This is a genomic window from Citrobacter sp. Ce104 (assembly GCF_030334595.1).
Classification (GTDB): Bacteria; Pseudomonadota; Gammaproteobacteria; order Enterobacterales; family Enterobacteriaceae; genus Citrobacter; species Citrobacter europaeus.
In genome coordinates, this window is sequence record NZ_JAOWDP010000062.1 from 343,910 (window position 1) to 365,001 (window position 21,092).

Here is a 21,092-nt window from a genome sequence, read left to right on the forward strand (position 1 = left end):
AATTATTCAACTGATTCCTGTGACCGGAGAGATTATGAAAGCCATCGCTATTACCCGCGCCGCGACCGACGGCAATAACATTGAATTTTTACAAGAGATTGATCTGCCCATGCCAGTCGCCACCGGGCACGATCTGCTGGTTGAAGTGAAAGCCATTTCCGTCAACCCCGTTGATACCAAGGTCCGCGAAGGTTTTAACGCTGATGTGCCGCGCGTGCTGGGGTGGGACGCTGTTGGCGTGGTGAAGTCCGTGGGTGAAGCGGTCACTCTGTTCGCACCTGGCGATGAAGTCTGGTACGCCGGTGCGCTGGGTCGCGCTGGCAGTAACAGTGAATTTCAGTTGGTTGATGAACGTATTACCGCGCTGAAGCCGCAATCACTGGATAATGCTTCTGCGGCGGCGCTGCCGCTAACCGCCATCACCGCCTGGGAAATGCTGTTTGACCGTCTGGGTATTGCGGAAAACGACAATGAAAATGATGTGTTATTGATTGTTGGCGCGGCTGGCGGCGTCGGTTCTATCCTGACGCAACTGGCCAGTAAGTTGACCAAAATGACCGTCATCGGTACGGCATCACGTCCACAGAGTCAAAAATGGGTACGTGAAGCGGGCGCTCATCATGTAATTGACCACAGCAAACCGCTGACGGAAGAGTTGACACGGATAGGTATTAAAGAGGTGACGCACGTTGCCAGCCTGAACAATACCGAGCAGCACTATTCGCAAATTATTGCCGCCCTGGCGCCGCAGGGCAAACTGGCGCTGATTGACGATCCGCAATCCCTCGATGCGCGTCCGCTGAAGGCCAAAAGCATTTCGCTGCACTGGGAGTTTATGTTCACCCGTTCAATGTTTACCACCCAAGACATCATTGCGCAGCATCAGCTATTGACCCGCGTAGCACGGTTGATCGACGACAATATCCTCCGTACCACGCTGGGCGAGCATTTTGGCGCGATCACCGCGGCGAATCTGCAAAAAGCCCACACGCAAATTGAAACCGGTCGCTCGGTCGGCAAGATTGTGCTGGAGGGGTTTTAATATGTCTGATTCAGAAGTAATTTCAATTATTGCGGTACTGAAAGCCAGACCGGGAAAAATCGACGCACTGAAACACGCGCTGCAGGCCCTGCTGCTGCCCACGCGCCGGGAGCCAGGCAATATTGAATATGCCCTGTTCCAGCTACGCGACACGCCGGATGTGTTCTACGTACGCGAATCCTGGCGCGGCCAGGCCGGTCTGGACGAACATATCGCTTTGCCGCATTTCCAGACGTTCATTCTGCAAATGAACGATCTGCTGGCCGAACCACTACGGCTGGATTATCTGACGCCGATTGCACCTTGATATTATCGCCAGCCCCCTGCCGAGTGGGGGGCGTTGTCAGCCATGCCTCCCTCGCTTCGCTATCTCTGCTATGATGCCTGCACACAAATAAAACAAAACAACATGCCGAGGAAAAGATGAGTTCCACCAGAAGAGGGATGATGAATGTCCTGATTGCCGCCGTATTATGGGGAAGTTCAGGCGTTTGCGCGCAGTACATCATGGAGCAAAGTCAGATGTCGTCGCAGTTTCTGACCATGACGCGCCTGATATTCGCCGGGCTAATTCTGCTGATGCTCTCTTTCGTTCACGGCGACAAAGTGTTCTCCATAATTAAAAACCGCAAAGATGCTATCAGCCTGCTGATTTTCTCCGTAGTCGGGGCGCTTACCGTCCAGCTAACTTTTCTGCTGACCATCGAAAAATCCAACGCCGCCACCGCGACGGTGCTGCAATTTTTGTCACCGACCATTATCGTGGCGTGGTTCTCCGTGGTGCGCAAAGCGCGACCGGGGATTTTAGTGCTGACCGCAATCTTCACCTCGCTTATCGGCACCTTCTTACTGGTCACCCACGGTAACCCGACGTCGCTATCAATCTCACCTGCCGCGCTGTTCTGGGGAATTGCCTCGGCGTTTGCCGCCGCGTTTTATACTACCTACCCTTCAACGCTCATCGCGCGCTACGGCACACTGCCGGTCGTCGGCTGGAGTATGTTGATCGGCGGGATGATCCTGCTGCCGTTTTATGCCGGGCAAGGCACTAATTTCGTGGTGAATGGCAGTTTGATTCTGGCGTTTTTCTATTTGGTGGTTATCGGCACATCGCTCACGTTTAGCCTGTACCTGAAAGGCGCGCAGATGATTGGTGGACCGAAAGCGAGCATTTTAAGCTGCGCTGAACCGTTGAGCAGCGCGTTGCTGTCCCTGCTGCTGTTAGGCATTACCTTTACCCTGCCAGACTGGCTGGGCACGCTTTTGATCCTCTCTTCGGTAATACTTATCTCAATGGACTCACGTCGCCGCGCCAGAGCGGTTTAACCTCAACCAGCGCGGCAACGGGTCATGATTACCAGCCCGGAACCGCGCCGCCGTTAAAGATAGTTTCTGCCGCCTTCGCCACTTCCGGTGACTGATAAGATTGCAGGAATTCTTTTACATTCTCGGCATCTTTATTGTCTTCCCGCGCCACCAGAATGTTCACGTACGGTGAGTTTTTATCTTCAATAAATACGCTGTCATGTACCGGGGAAAGCCCGGTTTGCTGGATGTAGGTGGTACTGATAATCGCCACATCCACTTTTTGATCGTCCAGCACGCGCGGTAACTGTGCGCCTTCCAGTTCCATAATATTCAGATGCCGCGGATTATCAGTAATATCCAGCGCCGTTGGCAGCAGGCCAGTATCCGCTTTCAGAGTGATTAACTTCTCTTTTTGCAGCAGCAACAGCGCCCGCCCAAGGTTGGTTGGGTCGTTAGGTATCGCAATCGTCGCACCGTCTTTTAGCTCAGCAACGCTTTTGATTTTCTTCGAATATCCAGCCATCGGGAACACAAAGGTATTACCCACCGCGACCAGCTTATAGCCGTGCGCTTTATTATCTTGTTCAAGGAACGGACGATGCTGGAAGACGTTAGCATCCAGCTCACCATGGTTAGTGGCATCGTTGGGCAGCAGAGAGCCGCTAAACCCCACCAGCTCCACCTCCAGGCCATATTTTTCTTTAGCGACTTTCTTCGCGACTTCCGCCACATCCTGTTCTGCGCCGTTAATCACGCCCACTTTGATATGCTTTGCATCATTGCTCTGCTGATCGCATCCTGCCAGCAATAATCCCGCCAGTAATACCACCGCCCCGGCCCCGAAATAAGGTATCTTCAGTTTCACGTTTTATCCTTTTGCAATAACCGCCTGATGAGTAATGAAATGACTATAGCGGGAAGGCCGCTGCGGTTTAAAAAACGAAAAAGCATCAGCAAGAAGAAAAAAGCATAAAGCAGACATATGGACAAAAATGCCCGGTAGCGCTTACGCTGACCGGGCTGGTGACATGAGGTTATCTGTAGGCCGGATAAGCGAAGTGCCATCCGGCGATAACAACATCACACCATCTCTTTCACTATCTCCATCAACCTGACGACGTCTGCAGGCCGGGTATTGCCGGTCTGTGGGTCGATAATCGAGCTGTAAACATGCGGCATGACGCGCGGTACTCCCGCCTCCAGACAGGATTGCAGGATAACGCCGAAGTTTTCGAGATCGATCCCGCCGGTCGGTTCAATCAGCGTCATGCCGTTTCGTGCTGCAGTCGTCGCCAGTGCGTACAGCTCAGGAAGCGACCGCTCACCGCCCATCGGGAAGAATTTCGCCGCGTGAGCCCCGGAATCAAGCATCATACGTACCGCTGCATCGCAGGAAACGCGGGCTGGCGTTCCCTGGCTGCTGCTGACGCCGGTCGAGATCAACACTTCCCCCGGCGTGCCTGTGGGACTGACTAACGCGTTGATATGGGTCTGTTCACCGCCCGTGGCCGCCAGCGCCCCTGCCGCAAACCCACAACCGGTGAAGGTCTGGTTGACGTGTGCCGGATGGACCCGTGAGGCAATCATCGCCGCTTTGTAATACTGCGCCGGATCGCCCGCGCCCAACCCCACGGAAATTGATGGCACATCGGTCATCCAACGTTTTACTTCTTTGATCCCTTCTTCAACCGAGGAAAACTGCGCCGAAAGAATACCGATCACCGCGTGGCCTTCGGCAGCTTCATAGATTTCCCGGGCATTAGCGATATCCTTCGCCAGTACGTTAATGGCCACTTTATTCCGATAAAAATTAATCTGCTGCATGGTCTGCAATCTCCTTTAATCGCGCCACGATCAGCGCCATTTCCCCTTCTGCGACCGTACGCGGGTCAAGACTAAAAACGCCTTGATGAAGGTTGTAACGACGAGCGTAAATCGCGATTTCACCCCCGCGAAGTTGCGCTTCTACGGCGTAAGCATCCATTCCCAGCACCTGCGCATTCACCCGAATACGTATCCGCCAGATGGCGCGTCCGGCCTCATCCTGCTCGATATCCGCATCCAGTCCGCGAATCGCTGAAATCGCCTGCGCCACGGGGCGGAGTTCTTCAGCGGTGACCACGGTTTGTTCCTTATGGTAGTTTTCCAGGGCATACACCAGCCCAACCATATTCTCTTTGCCGATTTTCATCGCCCGGGCAATCCCGTGGTGCTGCGCTTTACACGCTGCAATCCACTGTTTCTTCCCGGTGATAAATCCGGAGGTCGGCGCGTTAAAAGCTTTTGCCCCGCTGTAGACCACCATATCTGCCCCGCTCGCCACCCAGGCGTGTAAATCCTCCTCGGCGGCGGCATCGACAATTAGCGGCAGGTTGTGAACCTGCGCGACCTGCACAAAATCCGCAATGCTCAACATGCCTTTCTGCACACAGTGGTGCGATTTCACGTACAGCAGCGCGGCTGTGTTGTCGGTAATCGCGCTCTCCAGTTGCCAGCGGGCCGCCAGATTACTCGAGCCAACCTCCACCACCCGCCCGCCGCCCAGGCGGATGGCGCTGGTGATGGGCGCACCATAGTCAACGTTATGTCCGCGCAGCATAACCACTTCATTAGCCATACCTGCACTGTCCGGCATCAGCGTGACTCTTGCCTGGTCACCGCGGGTAATGGCGGCAGCAACAGCGATGGCAATACCCGCCGACGCACAGGAGGTGACATAGCTGTCTTCAGCGCCGGTGTAGCGGGAAACCAGTTCTCCGGTTCTGTCCACCAGCCGATCGATTTCAACAAAAGCCGAAGCTGCCCGCGCGGTGGCCTGCATCACTTCCGGGGCCACGCTGGAAACGCCCAAAATCGTCATTTTGCCGCAGGCGTTAATGACCTGTTTTAGCCCCAACTGTTGATAGATATTTTGCGTCATGGCTTACAGCACTCCCAGCAGCGAACAGACCACGCTGAGCGCGACAATCGACAGCAAAATCGTGGTATAACGCGGCCCTTTCTTTACCAGGTAGAAGTAAATGGCGAACACCGCCGCCAGCGGTAACAGACCGGGGGCAATAGAGTCGAGGATTTGCTGAACCACCACTTCAGAACCTTTCAGGGCACTGAGTTTTAACGGCGTGGTGATCTTGACGTAGCTAGCAGAAAGCGCCCCCATCATGATCAAGCCCAGCACGTTCGCGCCGTAGATAAGCTCCTTTATTCGCCCTCCATGCAGCAGGCCAATTATCGAGTCACGCCCCAGCGTATAGCCTTTGTGAACCATGCCATAGCTGATTGCCAGCGTAATAGCAGGATAGAGAATTAACGGCACAATTCCGCCCATCGCGCTGCCATTGGCGGCGAACGGGATGAATATAGCAATTAACAGCGGCATCACGGCGGCCCAGATGATGGAGTCCCCCATCCCGGCCAGCGGTCCCATCAGTCCGGTTTTAATGCCGGTGATGGAGGCATCGCTGATCGGCTCGCCGCGGGTTTTCTGTTCCTCCATCGCAATGGAGATCCCCTGAATCACCGCCCCGAACGTCTGCTCCGAGTTGAAGAAGTTCAAATGGCGTTTCAGCGCTTCAACCTGCTCCTCTTTTTGCGGGTAGAGTTTTTTGATGATCGGCGTCATTGAGGCGCAGAAAATCAGGCTCTGCAATCGCTCATAGGAGCTGGAAACTTCCGCGCCCAGCCAGTAGATAAACCAGGCTTTGGTGATGTCTGCTTTAGTCAGCGTGCCGCTTTCACGCGCGCGCTCCACCAGTTCATGCTGCATTACGTCGCTGCTCATCATGCTGCTCCTTCATTTTTCGCCAGACCTTTAATCAGGAAGGCCACGCAGGTACCAAAGATTGCCATCGCCATGATGTCCACCTTCAGGTACAGCACCGCAAAGAATCCGCCGATAAACCACGGCAGCAGACTCTTTTTACCGATCACCATAATGGTGATGGCGAAGCCCAGCGCCGGCAGAATGCCGCCCATAATTTCAAAGGAGTGGGTGAGCCAGTGAGGCATCAGCTTCAGGAAGCTTTCCACCACGTCCTGACCAAAATAGTTAGCGGCGAAAACCACCGGGAAACGCAGCACCAGCCCGAGTAACGCCGGGTAGAGGAACGCACAGCGCATAATGCCCGCCATATTTGCCGTTTCCGCATGCTTGTCGGCCATATGCACCCACGCCGCGTTTAACGTGCGGCGCAGCTGGTCGAGAAACACGCCGATGACGCCAAACGGGATCGCCAGTGCGATAGCCAGGTTCGGGTCCATTCCGGCCTTCACGGCGATAGGAATTGAAATACAGGCAGCCAGCGCCGGATCCGACGGGACGTTGCCGCCCGGCGTGGAGGTCACGCCGAGATAAACCAGCTGCATACCTGCGCCGATGATCATCGCCGTTTCCATGTTGCCTAACAGCAGGCCAACGAATACGGCAATCACGACGGGTTGTAGCAGCATGGCTGAGAAGGTGTAGCCAAGGCGTAATCGGGCAAACCAGTAATACAACCCCATCAGGCTTGCAAAGACTAAAGTATCCATAATTAAGTACCCTGTTATCAAAGAATTAGATTTTTTTCAGGATATCGTCCAGCGACTGAGGCTTATCTTCCGGGATAGTCTGGAAGAACACCTGAATCCCACGATTTTTCAGGTCGCTCAGAATGCCGACGTCTTTTTCATCCAGCGTAATGTTCTGGAATACCGCTTTGCGGTTTGGCCCACCGCCCAGTCCACCGACCTGAATGGTAGTGACGTCAAACCCCAACTGGACCGCTTCCTGAACCGCCGCCAGAGAAGGGAACAGCACCAGCACTTTGCCGTCACCAAGCTGGTTTTCTTTCCAGGCTGCCGCAAAACTTTGGTTACTGAAACAATCCACTTTGATGTTCGGCGGCGCGGCCATCAGGTAGATGTTTTTCATAAACGGATCGGCATCCAGCTCATCGCTGACCACCGCAATCCGGTTTGCCTGAGATTGCCCAACCCATTTGGTCACCACTTGTCCATGAATCAGACGGCTATCGATACGACATAAAACGATGTTTGCCATGATGTTTATTCCTTATTGTGATTGTTGTAATTGACGTACGTGGGCAACAACGTCCAGGCAGCTGCTACGCCCGGCCTCGACCAGATCGGCCACGCAGGTGGTCAGTTGGCCATGCTCGCGTTTGTCGAGCGCCTCCAGTAACAACGAGGCGTTGAGCCCAGAAATCACTGCCACCGGGTAATCGGCGCTCAGCCGTGCCGCCACGTTAGAGGTGGTTCCGCCAATAAAATCGGTCAGGATCAGTGAGCCTTCCGGCATAGCTTTCACTACGGCTTCGACGCGCTGATAAAATTCGCCGAGCGTATCAACGGGCATCAGCGCAATTTCCGTCACGCCTTTGATTTCGCCCATCACCATGCGCAGGCTGTTGCAAAGCTGTTGCCCCCAGCCGCCATGGGTCAGCAGCAGGATCTGGGGCAAGGATTCAGTGGTAGTCAAAATGGCCTCCTGGCTCGATTACATAGACATAGGTAAACAGAGCAAAGGCTGTGCCAGAATTTGTGTCACGCGGGGGAGTTATGGATGCCGACGGGGCGCAAAGCCCCGCAAGTCTTGGGGTTAGCTATACAGCAGTTCGTAGATATAAAAATATTCCGCGTCCGATAAGCGAATGGCATAGGCCTCTTCGATCGGCAGGAAAGCAGATTTAATGACACTAAACGCACGAATATCCAGATCCGGCTTGTTCTCCAGCGCCATCTGTAACGGTTTGCGGTTAATCACGATACGCTCGACCATACAGCAGCAGTGGATCAGGAAGCGCAGTGTCACCTGACGGCTCGGTTTGAGCGAAAGCGTGGTGGTCAGATGATTCAGCACGCCTTCCATCTCTTTCAGAATACGCTGCGGGTTGAGCACCGAAATATGGTTAATGATGCTCTCCATGGTCAACGCGCTGATAAAGCGCATCGCGCTGCGCTCCATCTCCAGACGGCGTTCGCTGCTGGAGAGATCGGGCGTCAGCAGGCTGAGCACCAGTTCAGGGCCTTGCTCAGAGAACAGCTCCTCGAGCGAGATAAACGGAATATCCGGCAGTCCCGGCTGGAAAGTACCCACGATTCCCGCCAGACGTTCACTGGCGTTAATCGCCTGCTGAACGCGCTCCAGGCTGCGAACTTCGTTGTAATCGAGGATCACCATCCGCGTATCCTGCGACATCAGCTCGCCGAAGCTCTCTTCCAGCACCTTTTTGATTTTTTCTGCTGTTCCCATCCCGGTAATGCAGGAGATAACCAGCACTTTACCGCTGTTTTCCTGCTGCGGCGTACAGAGCTGACAGGGAATATTTTTGCTCTGCATCAACGCCGCCAGCTGCGGCAAGTCGCTGGTTTCGTAGCTTAAATCCAGCCCAATCTCCAGCAGGCTGGTGAGCGTAATATTGGGCATCAGCAGAACATCTATCTGGAATAATTTGCTGATCGTACTGCCAAAATGGACCAGCGAGCCAATATCCACCATCAGGATTAATCGGCGATACTGCCGGGTCTGGATCATCTGCGTCAGGGCTTCCAGCGTGTCATGCACCGACTGCTCGAAAGGCATATCGATAGCGCTGAACACCTCGCGCTCCAGTACGCGATTCACGTACTGCGCTTGACTTGTGGCGGTCGTCGCACCGTGAGCAATCAAAATCACCCCGCAGTCCGGACTGGCGTCAATCCGTTGGCGGTAATGGCGACACTCTTTGAGGAACAGGCACAGCCAGACCACCTCCGTCGCCGGACACTGAATATGCAGCAGTTCATTGATTTTTCGGCATAACAACGTAGCGTTTTCGTATTCATCTTTGCAGCGATCGAGGATCAGGCTGGAAGAATAAAGTTGCGGAATAAGGCCGCGCTGCACATAGCCAATCAGCGCCAGGAAGTGTTTGCGTAACGGGTTAACCAGATTTTCCGGCAGCGTGAAGCCAAGCACCTGCTCAACACAGCCGATCAGCAGCGTGACTCGCTCTTCAATCTGATCGCCATAGCGCGGGGGATGCGCCACGCTGTCGCGGCTATAGAGACCATATTCAAAAATCGAGCTGAGTTTGTTTTTGAGGATTGCCAGCGTTTCGGCTGGCGGTACGTTACTGTTACGCAGATTGATATATTCCCGGGTCAGGAAGCTATAAAAGAGATCGCTCTCTTCAATTTCAGCTCCGGTGGCCAGCGAATTTTTCAGTGCCGGCAGCGTACGGGCATCGATGCTCAGGTGCTCTTTGCCTTCGAACAGCGCCCCAACCAGCAGACGTTGTTCCGGCGTGGCGTTAAAGGGGATCTCGGTCAGACGTTTATCCAGCTGTAGCGTATCGCTGTGCTCCGTCATTCCCGAAGCCCAGGCCTGGGCGCAGAGAAACTGAATATCGCTCTTGAGCTGACCAATATTGCCTTCCAGCGGCTTGTTCAGCAGCCAGAGCAGCAGGGTACGGTCGATGCTTATCGTACGCTCGATTTTGCGGCTCTCACGCTGTAAGAAGCCAACGATCAGTTCAACCTGCTCTTCCACCGAACGCTGGCGGATGCCAGGGAGATCGATACATACCTGAATACGTCGCTGAAAAGTGCGCAGCAACGCCGAACTTACCGGTTCGGTGGTCGCACATATCAGGCGAACCGAGATGGAACGCGCCACGGCGCTTGAACCCAGCGGCCGGTATTCGCCTTTGTCGAGAATAGAGAACAGCTTTTCCTGGCCTTCATACGGCAGACGATGCACTTCATCGAGCAGGAGATAGCCGCCATCAGCCTGTTCGACCAGACCGGGTTTATTCTCGTTTGCGCCGGTAAACGCCCCCTGTCGATGACCAAACAGGTGTGAAGAGAGCAGCTCCGGGTTATGCGCGTATTCCGCGCAGTTGAAATAGACCAGCGGGGGAGGCGTTCCCGCTGCACGTTCGCAGGCGAAACGGTGCATCAGTTCGGCAAAAAAGGTTTTACCTACGCCGGAGGGACCGGTTAGCAGAACATGCAGCCCGTGGGGATACAGCACCGCCGCGCGGCCTTTTTCCACCGCATCGCGCAGGCTGCGATCGTAACCAATCAGGCCGGAAAAGGGATCGTCTGTCGCCTGGTTTTCCTGAACAGGCAACAGGTCGGCAACGGTTTGCACTTCACGCTCGGACTCATCCAGTTTGCGCCCCAGTAGCGTTTCAATCGCCTGACGATGCAGAAAGAATACCGGGCGACCGCGGCTTTTAATCGCCAGGCCGTCGTTCCAGAGCTGATTGAGATCTTTACTGACCGAGTTGCGCGCCAGCCCGAGGTTGAAGCCGATAGCCTCCGCCGTGAACGCCCTTTCCTGCGCCAGATAGGCAAGATTCAGTCCTCGCGTCAGCCGTTCCAGCTCTCCCAGTATTATCTCAATCCGTCTCATCTCTTTACCGCTTAAGAAATAAATGATTGTTCAGAACATACACTATTCTGCTGCGCAAGAAAGTGAGGCGGCGTCCAGACCTTCCGGTCATCAAAACGTTTTTGACAAATAATGGCGCGCGGAACCGGTTTCCGGGAAGTTATCGAAGGTCATTTGCAGCTGATAGCCGTTTTTCTGATAAAACGGCAGCTCTTGCATCCTATCCTCCTGAAATAACTACAACTTCTGGCTGATTTATTTTTAGACATTAACACAGGGTGATGAGTGAGTCGTATGCCGTCTACACTTACTCTTGAGATGATGCGCATAGACAACAAGGATTATTATCATGAAACGAGTCATTTTTCCGATTATTGCCGTCCTTTTCATGCTACCCGGTCTGGCGCAAGCCGACTCGGCATATGGCAGTCTGCAGGCTGTACACGAAAAGAATACCGTTTTGAAGGACTTACGTAAGATTTGCACCCCGCAAGGCTCGCCATCTGATGAGGTATGGGAAAAAACGATTATGGCTGATACGCGTAACCAACAGCACATCCGCGAAGCCATTCTGGCAATTCAAAGAAACAATCAGAACAACTACTGGGAAGCGCTTGGCAAAGTTGAATGCCCGGATTTATAAGCATCTTGTTGTAAAATGAGTACTGTAACCGGTTTCTGTGTCACAAAAACACGTATTGTTGCCAGAACGTATAAATAGCAATGGAGCAACAATAATGCGATACCGTTTTCCTGAAAACTTTTGGTGGGGAAGTGCCTGCTCAGCGCTGCAAACCGAAGGGGATAGCCTGAACGGCGGCAAAAGCCAGACCACGTGGGACGTGTGGTTCGATCGTCAGCCAGGTCGTTTCCATCAGGGGGTTGGTCCGGCAACTACCTCGACCTTTTATCAGCACTGGAAACAAGACATCGCACTGCTCAAACAGCTGAAACACAACAGCTTCCGTACGTCTCTGAGCTGGTCGCGACTGATCCCGGACGGTACCGGCGAGGTTAATCCTGAAGCTGTCGATTTCTATAACAACATCATCGACGAGCTGCTGGCACAAGGTATTACGCCATTTATCACCCTGTTCCACTTCGATATGCCAATGGTGATGCAGGAGAAAGGCGGCTGGGAAAACCGTGAAGTGGTCGAGGCGTTTGGCCGCTACGCACAGACCTGTTTTACATTGTTCGGCAACCGGGTTAAGCACTGGTTTACCTTTAACGAGCCAATTGTCCCGGTAGAAGGCGGCTATCTGTATGACTTCCATTACCCTAACGTAGTGGATTTCAAACGTGCAGCCACCGTGGCGTATCACACCATACTGGCGCATTCGACGGCGGTTCGGGCGTATCGTGGCGCAAACCATGACGGTGAAATCGGCGTGGTGCTGAATTTAACGCCTTCCTATCCACGCTCACAAAATCCGGCGGATGTGAAAGCCGCACACTATGCGGATCTGCTGTTTAACCGCAGCTTCCTCGACCCGGTGCTGAAGGGTGAATATCCGGCAGATTTGGTCGAACTGCTGAAAGAGTACGATCAATTACCGGCATGCCAGCCGGGCGACCGCCAGTTGATCGCCGAGGGCAAAATCGATCTGCTCGGCATCAACTACTATCAGCCGCGTCGCGTGAAATGCCGTGATAGCGCCGTCAACCCGGATGCACCGTTTATGCCGGAGTGGCTGTTTGATTATTACGAAATGCCGGGTCGGAAAATGAATCCTTACCGTGGCTGGGAAATTTATGAGCCGGGTATTTACGATATCATTACCAATTTGCGTGATAATTATGGCAATCCACGCTGTTTTATTTCTGAAAACGGTATGGGTGTCGAGAATGAGCAGCGTTTTATTCAGCAAGAGCAAATCAACGACAGCTACCGTATTGAATTTGTTGCTGAGCATCTCAAATGGCTACATAAAGGAATTAGCGAAGGGTGTAATTGTCTTGGCTACCATATGTGGACCTTTATTGATAACTGGTCATGGCTCAACGGCTATAAAAACCGCTACGGTTTTGTTCAGTTAGATTTAGAAACGCAAAAACGCACGGTGAAAAAGAGCGGCGAATGGTTTGCCCACACCGCCGAAAATAATGGTTTTGATTGAAACCCACCAGGATGCCGGATAGCGATCCGGCATATCGTGATTTAGTTTATTGCATACCCTTTATGCGAACTTTCGCTGCCACCAGAAGCGCCGTCAGCAGCATCAGGCTGCCGGAGAGCATCAGGGGCGACAGCAGTCCGAGGTTATCGAGCGCATAGCCTCCCACCGCTGCCCCGCAGGTATTGGCAAGCTGGATCACGGCGACCTGGATGGATCCGGCTTTTTCTGCCTGATCGGCAAGCGAGCGGGTGATCCACGTCGACCAACCGACCGGTACCAACGCAAACGCCAGTCCCCAGATAATCGCAATGCCTGCCGCCACAACTTTGTCGCTGCCCCACAGAATCAGGACCAGCGCGCTGAGCGCCAGCACCAGCGGCGCACCAGCTAAGGCTAGTTTTACCGAGCGCTTCAGAATTACCGAGGAGAGCGACGTCCCGACAAAGCTGGCGATACCAAAACTCAGCAGCACCAGCGTCAGGCCATCAACGCCAAAGCCCGCCAGATTCATATAGATCGGACGAATATAGGTAAAGAAGGCGAACTGCCCGGCAAAGGACATGAAGATGGCAATCATCCCGGCCATCACGCCCGGGCGCTGCAGCAGACTGAACATGTTTTGTTTCTGATGCGAAGGTTCGCCCGGCAGCGAAGGCAGCGCTCTCACCACCCATATGGTACACAACACCCCCATTACCGCCGCCGCGTTAAACACGTTGCGCCAGCCGATAATGCCGCCCAAAAAGCTCCCCAACGGCGCGGCAATCACCAGCGCGATTGAGACTGCGCCAAAAATCACCGACAGCGCTTTCGGTACCGTACGTGCGGGAACCAGACGCATGGTCAGCGACGCCGACATCGCCCAGAAACCGCCAAGTGCCAGACCGAGGCAGGCACGGCCAACGAGCAACAGCGAAAAAGAGTTGGCAAAGGAAACCAGCAGGCAGGAGAGCGTCAGCAGCACCGAAAACAGGATCACCACGTAGCGACGATCGGTCGCCTGAATAATTTGCGTCACAAACAGGCTGGCGAACATGGCGACAAACGCCGTCACGGTCACTGATTGTCCGGCAACGCCTTCAGAAATCCCCAGATCCTGCGCCATCGGCGTTAACAGGCTAACGGGCAAAAATTCAACGGTTATCAGGCAGGCAACGCAGAACGCCACGGCAAATACCGCCGACCAGTTCGGGCGGACATTTGCCTCAGCGCGGGATTTTTGTTCAACAGCTTCACTCATTTTGTTACCTGCGTGGGGTTATTGTAGAAAAGTTACGCAGTGTAACATTAAATTTGTGACGTATTTAACGTTTTGACAACTATTCCCCGGATGCCGGCTGCGCCTTATCCGGCTTACGATTGAACCTGTTTGTAAGCCTGATAAGCGTAGCGCCATCAGGCATCACTATCAGTGCAGCCAGTGCACGCCATCTTCGGGCTGGAAAAAGGCGTTATAGCGCATCTGAAACGCATTAAGCTCCTGCATATCCGGCTCCATCTCGCGCAGAAATCCGAGCGCCAGACGCACCTGCGCGTCGGTAATCGGTGCAGCCAGCCGGGCTTTTTGCAGCCAACGGTGCCACTGCAGCAGATTCTGCTCACTGCCGTCGACAATCACGATTTGCCAGATCAACAGCACCTGGGCGGCATTTTGCAGATGTGATTCATCCGGGCGGTGCAGGTACTGTAAAAAAGCCTCACCCTGTACTTTTCCCATCTGATCGATCATCGATTCTACCGGCACGACATCAATATTCAGTCGCTCGCTCAGACGACGAATTGCCCGCCGCGACCCGGACGTCAGCACCCGAAAACCCACCACAAAAACAACCACCAACGTGGCCAGCATTATCCAAATCATTAATGACGATACCCGCCTGCTTAAACTAATTTTTCCGAGAGTGACTGGCAGGCTTCGCGCACCCACTGTGAATATTGTGGAATACAATCTTTAGGCATTTGTAATTCAACGCCGCTGATACTTATTGCCGCAATTACTTCTTTATTACGATTAAATACCGGTGCAGCAATGCAATAGATGCCAGGGGAGTCCTCGGCGTTATCAAATACCCAACCCTGCTCGCGGATTTTGGCAAACTCTTTCATCAACGCTTTTTTGCTGGTAATGGTGGTATCTGTATACTGCGGCAATTCCTCATTCGGTAACAGTTCATCTATTTTATCCTGCGGCAGCCAGGCACAAAGCGCTTTCCCCACACCGGAGCTGTGCATCGGTAACTTTTTACCGACCCAGGTACGAATACTAATAGCCTGAGTGTTTTCCAGCTTCATGAGATAAATTGGGGCAACTTCATCCAGTATGCCCAGATGGCAGGTCAGGTCCGTTTGCTCACGCAGTTTTTCCAAAACTGGAAGCGCTGCATTACGGATATCAAACTGTTCCAGCGAACGATTCCCCCATTCATACAGCTTTAGTCCCAAAAAGAAACGCCCCTTTTCCAGGCGCAAAAGATGATGCTCAACCAGGGCATTTAGCAACGAGGATGTGCTGCTTTTGGGTAATCCCAGATCCTGCTGAATCTGGCTGAACGTCGCCCCAGGGGAATTGAAAAGGTAATTACAGATTTTTACTGTCTTATCCAATGCGGGAACAGAGGTCGTAATGTCTTGGTTCATGCGCTATTAATCTTTTTTTATTCATAGACTCTGCACAGTATACCGCAATCACTTTTCTCAGGAATGCGGCTTTTTTGCACATCAGCAAATGAGCTCCATTCCCTAAATGTCAATTCCCCAAACTCGATCCATCTCACAATTGTTCGTTTTTTCCGCAAAAAGCATTGACGAACGATTTGGATATTTGCTGTACTAACTTCAACATACAGAACATGAGTTCCACATATAGAACTAGAGGAATGGCAATGTTGAACGTTTTCAAAGGTATTTTCCCGCCAGTACCGACCATCGTTGACGATAACGGTGAATTGGATCGCGCAGGAATGGCAGCAATGATTGACCATGTTATTAGCAATGGTGCTGACGGTATGTTGATTCTGGGCAGCGGCGGCGAATTCTCACATTTATCGTCTGAGCAAAGAAAACAGATTGCAGAATTTAGTCTGCAACATGTTGCCGACAGAGTTCCAGTTCTCATCGGTATTGCCTGCGCGAGCACTGCGGAAACTATCCAGCTTGGAAAACACGCCGAAAACGCGGGGGCACAAGGAGTACTGGTAGTTAACCCCTATTATGCAAAACTCAGCGATGAGGCCCGCTTTACGCATTACAAACGGATCGCAGAAGCGTTAAGCATCCCAGTCTTCTTATATAACTTTCCAGAGCTAACCGGTCAGGATATTGGTTTAGACGTCATCACCCGTCTTGCCCGTGATGTACCAAATATCGTCGGTATTAAAGACACTATTGATAACATTAGCCACACAAGGGAAATTATTAATCGAGTTCACTGTTTTCGCCCAGATTTTATCATTTTCAGCGGTTATGACGAATATTTACTTGATACATTACTACTGGGTGGACATGGCGGAATTCCGGCAACCTTTAACTTTGCGCCTCATATTACGCGGGGAATTTATCAGGCTGTTCAACAAAACGATCTTGCTACAGCCAAAACGCTTCAACAACAACTTGCCGGATTATCACCTTTATATGCCTTAGAACAACCTTTCTTTGGCGTTATAAAAACCGCCATAAAATTAAGTGGTGTGGACATATCTACCGCAGTTGTCCCTCCTGCATTACCGTTAGATAAAGAAAAAATAGCGCAGGTTAAGAGTATTTTGACCCGTATCTCGGTATAAACCAGCATGAGAGCAATGATAATGAACATCAACCCTGTACTAAAATTGAATCCCAAAGATGATGTGGTTATCGCAAGACAAACAGTGCCCAGTGAGACCTGGCTTGAAGACGAACAAATTACGGTTTTGAGTGAAATTCCTGCAGGGCATAAAATCGCCCTGCGTGCGCTGAGTGTCGGCGACGCGGTCAAACGCTATGGACAGATTATAGGCTTCGCAACCCAGCCGATTAAACCTGGCGAACACGTCCACATGCACAATTTGGGAATGGGCGATTTTGAGCGCGACTATGCCTGGGGTGAAGATTGCCATTCACTTCCTCCAGTCCCTCAACAAGATACATTTATGGGTATCCGCCGTGCAGATGGCCGAGCAGCCACACGTAACTACATCGGTATTTTAAGCTCCGTCAACTGCAGCGCCACTGTCGTCAGGGCCATTGAGGATCACTTCCGCCTGCACGGCCTTGCAGATTATCCAAACGTTGATGGCGTAGTATCATTACCACAAAGTTTTGGCTGCGCTATCGGCGCTAAAAGTGAATCAATGGACGTCATGAGACGTACGATGGCCGGTTATGCCACCCATGCGAACTTCGCCGGGGTAATCATCATTGGTTTGGGATGCGAATCCAGTCAAATTAAAGACATGATGAACGCCCATGGCCTGGCCGATGGCCCCATGATGCACAGTTATACCATTCAGGATGTAGGCGGCACACGCCACGCCATTGAGAAAGGTATTATCCTGGTTAACCAGATGCTACCTGTTGCTAACCAGGTTACACGTCAACCCATCCCTGCTTCAGAAATTATCCTCGCGCTTGAGTGTGGCGGTTCCGACAGCTATTCCGGGATTTCGGCCAATCCAGCTCTGGGCTATGCGGCAGATAAACTGGTGCAACAAGGCGGAACAGCAATTTTATCTGAAACCTCGGAAATTTATGGCGCTGAACATCTTCTTACCCGCCGCGCCGTTTCTCGCGAAGTAGGTGAAAAACTCATTGCACGCATTCACTGGTGGGAAGAGTATTGCCGCCGTACCGGGAGCGAAATGAACAATAACCCCTCGGCCGGTAACAAAGTCGGCGGATTGACGACGATTCTGGAAAAATCACTAGGTGGTATTGCTAAAGCAGGCACAACCAATCTGACAGAAGTGTATGAGTATGCCGAACCGGTAACCGCGAAAGGCTTTGTCTTTATGGATACTCCTGGATATGACCCCATCGCCGTCACGGGTCAAATCGCCGGAGGGGCAAATCTTCTGTGTTTCACCACAGGCCGCGGTTCGGCCTTTGGTTCCAAACCAACGCCAAGCCTGAAGTTGGCTACCAATAATGCGCTTTGGGAACGCCAACAGGAGGATATGGATATTAATTGCGGAACCATTGTCGAGGGGGAAGAAACCATTGCGGAAGTTGGCGAACGTATTTACCAGATGATCCTTGAAATGGCATCCGGAAAAAAAACGAAGAGTGAGGAATTTGGCTATGGCAGTCAAGAATTCGTCCCCTGGACTATTGGCTCCATAATGTAACGCTCCACAATATAATAATACCTCGTACCGCCATACTCACTATGAGTATGGCAAGGAGTCTTTATGTCTATTATTAATACAAATACTGAAGAAGATAAATTAAAGGCAACAACAGTAAGATGGCGGATATTTATCATCATGCTTTTATTAGGTGCCATTAACTATATTGACCGCACCTCTCTTTCTATTGCCATGCCTTATATTACGGATGAATTTGGTATTACCGACACCCGCGTTGTCGGCGTTATTCATAGTGCTTTTTTCTGGGCGTATGCATTAATGCAAATTCCCAGTGGCATCATTGCCGATAAATTCAAAGCCAGAAATATCATTGCCCTGGCCACTATCTTATGGGGTGCATTTCAGGCCGTCGCAGCTCTGTGTCACTCTATTTTCACCCTTTCACTTTCTCGTCTGGGGTTAGGCGTCACTGAATCTCCAATCATGCCCGCTGGTGCGAAGTTAATGGGGACATGGTTAACACCAACAGAGCGCGGACGCGGTTCGATGCTGCTTGATGGTGGCGCCCCCCTGGGTACGGCGTTAGGGGCAGTAATCATCGCCGGTCTTATTGCAATGTTCGACTCCTGGCGTATGGCATTTGTAGTGGCAGGCGTCGGAACAATGGTCGTCGGCCTTCTGGCCTGGTGGTACATCCGCACATATCCATCAGAACATCCGAGCATTAATAAAGCTGAGCTGGACCACATTGCTGCCGCAAACGGCGCGGAAACCAGCAGTAAAAAATACCGTTTAGCTGATATCAAACCTTACCTGAAACAACGAAATGTAATTGCGCTTATCGGGGGGTGGGTCTGCTACAGCTTTGTGTTCTACGGTCTGATGACCTGGCTGCCGCTCTATTTTCAAGCCACCTACGGTTTTGATATCAAATCGATGGGCGGAGCAATGGCGCTGATCTTCCTGCTGTGCTTTGTCGGCCAATTGACGGGCGGTTACATTATGGATAAATGGCGCAGCAAAGGAGCAAAAACAAGCCGTGTTATGCATACCATGTTGGCTATTTCCGCCACTACTGCTGGTGTTGGCATTTTCCTTTGCGCACAAAGTTCGACGCCAGCCGTCGCCATCACCTTACTCACTATTGCCCTTTTCCCTCTGCGGTGGGCCAGCGTTTACTGGTCAATACCGGGACTGTTGGGCGCACAATCTGTTGCAGGCACCATTTGCGGGACCATGAACTTCACTAGTAACCTGTTCGCCGCCATCTTACCCATTTTTATCGGTTTCCTGGTTCAATCTACCGGCAACTATTACGCCGCCATGATGTTCTTTGCACTGGCTGCAGTGGGTTATCTCATCTGCTCGCTACTGATCAACTTTGATAAAAAAATGGTCATTGCCGACGATTAATCAACTGACTTTGAAACAACCTGAATACGAGATGCTTCAGCCTCAAACATAAAAAAGCCCGCCATTAAGGCGGGCAAAAGTTACCAATGCACACTTAACTTAAGCGACTTTCAATTGTTGAATCTTTTTCTCGCGGCGAATTTTCCGTTCTTCAAATACGGCCACCACGGCCATCAGGCAGATACAACCGATGGCGGCAGCATCCAGCGCGGCGAAAGTGCCCGCCCAGCCGGTCAGACCGAAAATCGGCGTGCCGTCGGCAATCATCCCCAGACCCAGCTTGGCGAAGCTGTCACCAATCAGATAAGCGAAAGTGCCTTTAATCCCATCGGCCGCGCCGATCGCTTTTTTCGGCACAAATCCGACTGCCGCAACGCCGATTAACAACTGAGGACCGAACACCAGGAAGCCCAGCGCAAACAGCGAAGCCAGATAGACATACTGGTTGCTGGCATGTTGATAAACGCCCAGGGTGGCGATAATCAACGCCAGCGCCACGCAGGCCACCAGCGCACGGCGGCCATTCGCCAGGTCAGAGAGCCAGCCCCACAGCAGCGTGCCGACCAGCGCGCCCACTTCAAACAGGGTAAAGCCCTGAATCGCCACTTCTTTGGAGAGCTTCAACTCCTGGAAAGCGTAGACGGTGGACCACTGGTCAATACCGATACGCACCACGTACAGGAAGATGTTCGAGAAACATAACAGCCAGATCACTTTGTTTTTCAGCACGTACTCAACAAAGATCTGCCATTTAGTCATCTCGTTTTCTTCGGTCTCTTTGTCCTCTTCGCTGATCTCCTCGCCGAACAGCTCTTCGGCTTTACCGAGGCCGTATGACTCCGGGGAATCGCTGCCGTAGCGCAGGCCGATAAAACCAACAATCAGGGCAATAATTGACGGGAAGATAAACATCCCGATGACGTGACCGTCGAACAGATAGTTAGCGCCAAACAGCGCCACGCCCGCCGCACCCGCACCACCGAGGTTGTGAGAGATGTTCCACATGCCGAGGTAAGAACCCCGCTTGCGACGCGGCGTCCATTTGGTGATGGTGGAATAGCTACACGAGCCGCCGGTACTCTGGAAGAAACCGCTCAGCGCGTAGAAGGCGATCATCAAAAACAGACTGGTTGAACCCGCGCCCATGCTGGCGCTGAAGCCGAGCATACAGATGGCGGAGAGGATCAGCATAAACGGCAGGAACTGCTTGGTGTTTTTACCGTCCGCGTAGTAGGAAACCAGCGTTTTACCCACGCCATAGGTGATAGAGAAGCCCAGGCCAATCATCCCCAGTTGCGTCATGCTCAGCCCGTAGGTGGAGATCATGTCATTCTGCGCGATGTTGAAGTTTTTGCGGATCAGGTACATGGTCAGGTAGCCGATAAAGACCACCAGATAGGACTGCATGAACGGTTTGAACCACATTTTGCGCCGCACATCGAGCGGCAGATCCAGGGTTGGCTTGCGCACCTGGTTTAGAAAGGCCAGCATTTGACACTCCCGAGCTAATTTTTTATACCTGCGAATGGCAGGCATTGTAAAAATCAGCC

20 protein-coding genes and 1 pseudogene are annotated in these 21,092 nt (G+C 52.3%); 8 read left to right on the forward strand and 13 right to left on the reverse strand.

Annotated features, from left to right (window positions below):
- The first annotated feature begins 34 nt into the window (after positions 1-34).
- The 3 genes from OGW16_RS09905 (at position 35) to OGW16_RS09915 (ending at position 2,368) form a co-directional block, all read left to right on the forward strand.
- Positions 35-1,042, forward strand: a complete 1,008-nt coding sequence (locus tag OGW16_RS09905; RefSeq protein ID WP_043018765.1) for a zinc-binding alcohol dehydrogenase family protein — start codon at positions 35-37, stop codon at positions 1,040-1,042.
- Between the two features lies 1 nt (position 1,043).
- On the forward strand, positions 1,044-1,349 hold the full coding sequence (locus OGW16_RS09910; RefSeq protein WP_043018766.1) for a putative quinol monooxygenase: 306 nt from the start codon (positions 1,044-1,046) through the stop codon (positions 1,347-1,349).
- Positions 1,350-1,465: 116 nt separating this feature from the next.
- Entirely contained in the window at positions 1,466-2,368 is a 903-nt protein-coding gene (locus OGW16_RS09915) for a carboxylate/amino acid/amine transporter (protein WP_003827166.1), read from the forward strand.
- 28 nt (positions 2,369-2,396) lie between these two features.
- On the opposite strand, the gene nlpA is transcribed toward OGW16_RS09915, so the two are convergent.
- From nlpA to OGW16_RS09960, 9 genes and pseudogenes are all read right to left on the reverse strand, one after another.
- Entirely contained in the window at positions 2,397-3,215 is an 819-nt protein-coding gene (nlpA, locus tag OGW16_RS09920; RefSeq protein WP_043018767.1) for a lipoprotein NlpA, read from the reverse strand.
- Positions 3,216-3,430: 215 nt separating this feature from the next.
- The gene (dagF, locus tag OGW16_RS09925) at positions 3,431-4,174 is read right to left on the reverse strand and encodes a 2-dehydro-3-deoxy-phosphogluconate aldolase (RefSeq protein ID WP_087050738.1); all 744 of its coding nucleotides are present in this window, start codon (positions 4,172-4,174) and stop codon (positions 3,431-3,433) included.
- Positions 4,161-5,270: a D-glucosaminate-6-phosphate ammonia lyase gene (dgaE, locus tag OGW16_RS09930; RefSeq protein WP_172862514.1), complete on the reverse strand. Its 1,110-nt coding sequence runs from the start codon at positions 5,268-5,270 to the stop codon at positions 4,161-4,163. The genes dagF and dgaE overlap by 14 nt, the downstream gene beginning before the upstream one ends.
- Before the next feature lie 3 nt (positions 5,271-5,273).
- Positions 5,274-6,134: a PTS system mannose/fructose/sorbose family transporter subunit IID gene (locus OGW16_RS09935; protein ID WP_286518383.1), complete on the reverse strand. Its 861-nt coding sequence runs from the start codon at positions 6,132-6,134 to the stop codon at positions 5,274-5,276.
- Positions 6,131-6,880, reverse strand: a complete 750-nt coding sequence (locus tag OGW16_RS09940; RefSeq protein WP_003023960.1) for a PTS mannose/fructose/sorbose/N-acetylgalactosamine transporter subunit IIC — start codon at positions 6,878-6,880, stop codon at positions 6,131-6,133. The genes OGW16_RS09935 and OGW16_RS09940 overlap by 4 nt, the downstream gene beginning before the upstream one ends.
- A 25-nt stretch (positions 6,881-6,905) precedes the next feature.
- A complete protein-coding gene (locus OGW16_RS09945) occupies positions 6,906-7,391 on the reverse strand; it encodes a PTS sugar transporter subunit IIB (protein ID WP_075145459.1) in 486 nt (161 codons plus the stop codon).
- A 12-nt stretch (positions 7,392-7,403) separates the two neighbouring features.
- Positions 7,404-7,829: a PTS sugar transporter subunit IIA gene (locus OGW16_RS09950; RefSeq protein WP_043018771.1), complete on the reverse strand. Its 426-nt coding sequence runs from the start codon at positions 7,827-7,829 to the stop codon at positions 7,404-7,406.
- Between the two features lie 120 nt (positions 7,830-7,949).
- A complete protein-coding gene (gene dagR / locus OGW16_RS09955) occupies positions 7,950-10,748 on the reverse strand; it encodes a transcriptional regulator DagR (RefSeq protein WP_286518384.1) in 2,799 nt (932 codons plus the stop codon).
- Positions 10,749-10,838: 90 nt separating this feature from the next.
- Positions 10,839-10,943, reverse strand: a pseudogene (locus OGW16_RS09960) (GNAT family N-acetyltransferase); the annotation flags it as partial.
- 133 nt (positions 10,944-11,076) lie between these two features.
- Between OGW16_RS09960 and OGW16_RS09965 the strand changes: the two are divergent.
- Entirely contained in the window at positions 11,077-11,370 is a 294-nt protein-coding gene (locus tag OGW16_RS09965; RefSeq protein WP_199995062.1) for a YicS family protein, read from the forward strand.
- A gap of 94 nt (positions 11,371-11,464) precedes the next feature.
- Positions 11,465-12,847 (forward strand): 6-phospho-beta-glucosidase GmuD, encoded by a 1,383-nt coding sequence (gmuD, locus tag OGW16_RS09970; RefSeq protein WP_286518385.1) that lies wholly within the window; start codon positions 11,465-11,467, stop codon positions 12,845-12,847.
- A gap of 46 nt (positions 12,848-12,893) precedes the next feature.
- Here the strand turns inward: gmuD and nepI are convergent, their stop codons facing one another.
- From nepI to OGW16_RS09985, 3 genes are all read right to left on the reverse strand, one after another.
- A complete protein-coding gene (nepI, locus tag OGW16_RS09975) occupies positions 12,894-14,087 on the reverse strand; it encodes a purine ribonucleoside efflux pump NepI (RefSeq protein WP_075145455.1) in 1,194 nt (397 codons plus the stop codon).
- A 168-nt stretch (positions 14,088-14,255) separates the two neighbouring features.
- The gene (locus OGW16_RS09980) at positions 14,256-14,708 is read right to left on the reverse strand and encodes a DUF1198 family protein (RefSeq protein WP_003827141.1); all 453 of its coding nucleotides are present in this window, start codon (positions 14,706-14,708) and stop codon (positions 14,256-14,258) included.
- A gap of 20 nt (positions 14,709-14,728) precedes the next feature.
- A complete protein-coding gene (locus OGW16_RS09985) occupies positions 14,729-15,484 on the reverse strand; it encodes an IclR family transcriptional regulator (RefSeq protein ID WP_043018781.1) in 756 nt (251 codons plus the stop codon).
- Positions 15,485-15,723: 239 nt separating this feature from the next.
- On the opposite strand from OGW16_RS09985, the gene OGW16_RS09990 reads away from it, so the two are divergent.
- The 3 genes from OGW16_RS09990 to OGW16_RS10000 all read left to right on the forward strand — a co-directional run bounded on the left by OGW16_RS09990 (position 15,724) and on the right by OGW16_RS10000 (position 19,542).
- The gene (locus OGW16_RS09990) at positions 15,724-16,629 is read left to right on the forward strand and encodes a dihydrodipicolinate synthase family protein (protein WP_502873969.1); all 906 of its coding nucleotides are present in this window, start codon (positions 15,724-15,726) and stop codon (positions 16,627-16,629) included.
- Positions 16,630-16,650: 21 nt separating this feature from the next.
- Positions 16,651-18,168, forward strand: a complete 1,518-nt coding sequence (locus OGW16_RS09995; protein WP_043018783.1) for a UxaA family hydrolase — start codon at positions 16,651-16,653, stop codon at positions 18,166-18,168.
- A 63-nt stretch (positions 18,169-18,231) separates the two neighbouring features.
- Entirely contained in the window at positions 18,232-19,542 is a 1,311-nt protein-coding gene (locus OGW16_RS10000; RefSeq protein WP_051642805.1) for an MFS transporter, read from the forward strand.
- Between the two features lie 99 nt (positions 19,543-19,641).
- Here OGW16_RS10000 and uhpT read toward each other — a convergent pair whose 3' ends face one another.
- Complete coding sequence (gene uhpT, locus OGW16_RS10005) at positions 19,642-21,033, reverse strand: hexose-6-phosphate:phosphate antiporter UhpT (RefSeq protein ID WP_047407748.1); 1,392 nt, start codon at positions 21,031-21,033, stop codon at positions 19,642-19,644.
- Between the last annotated feature and the right edge of the window lie 59 nt (positions 21,034-21,092).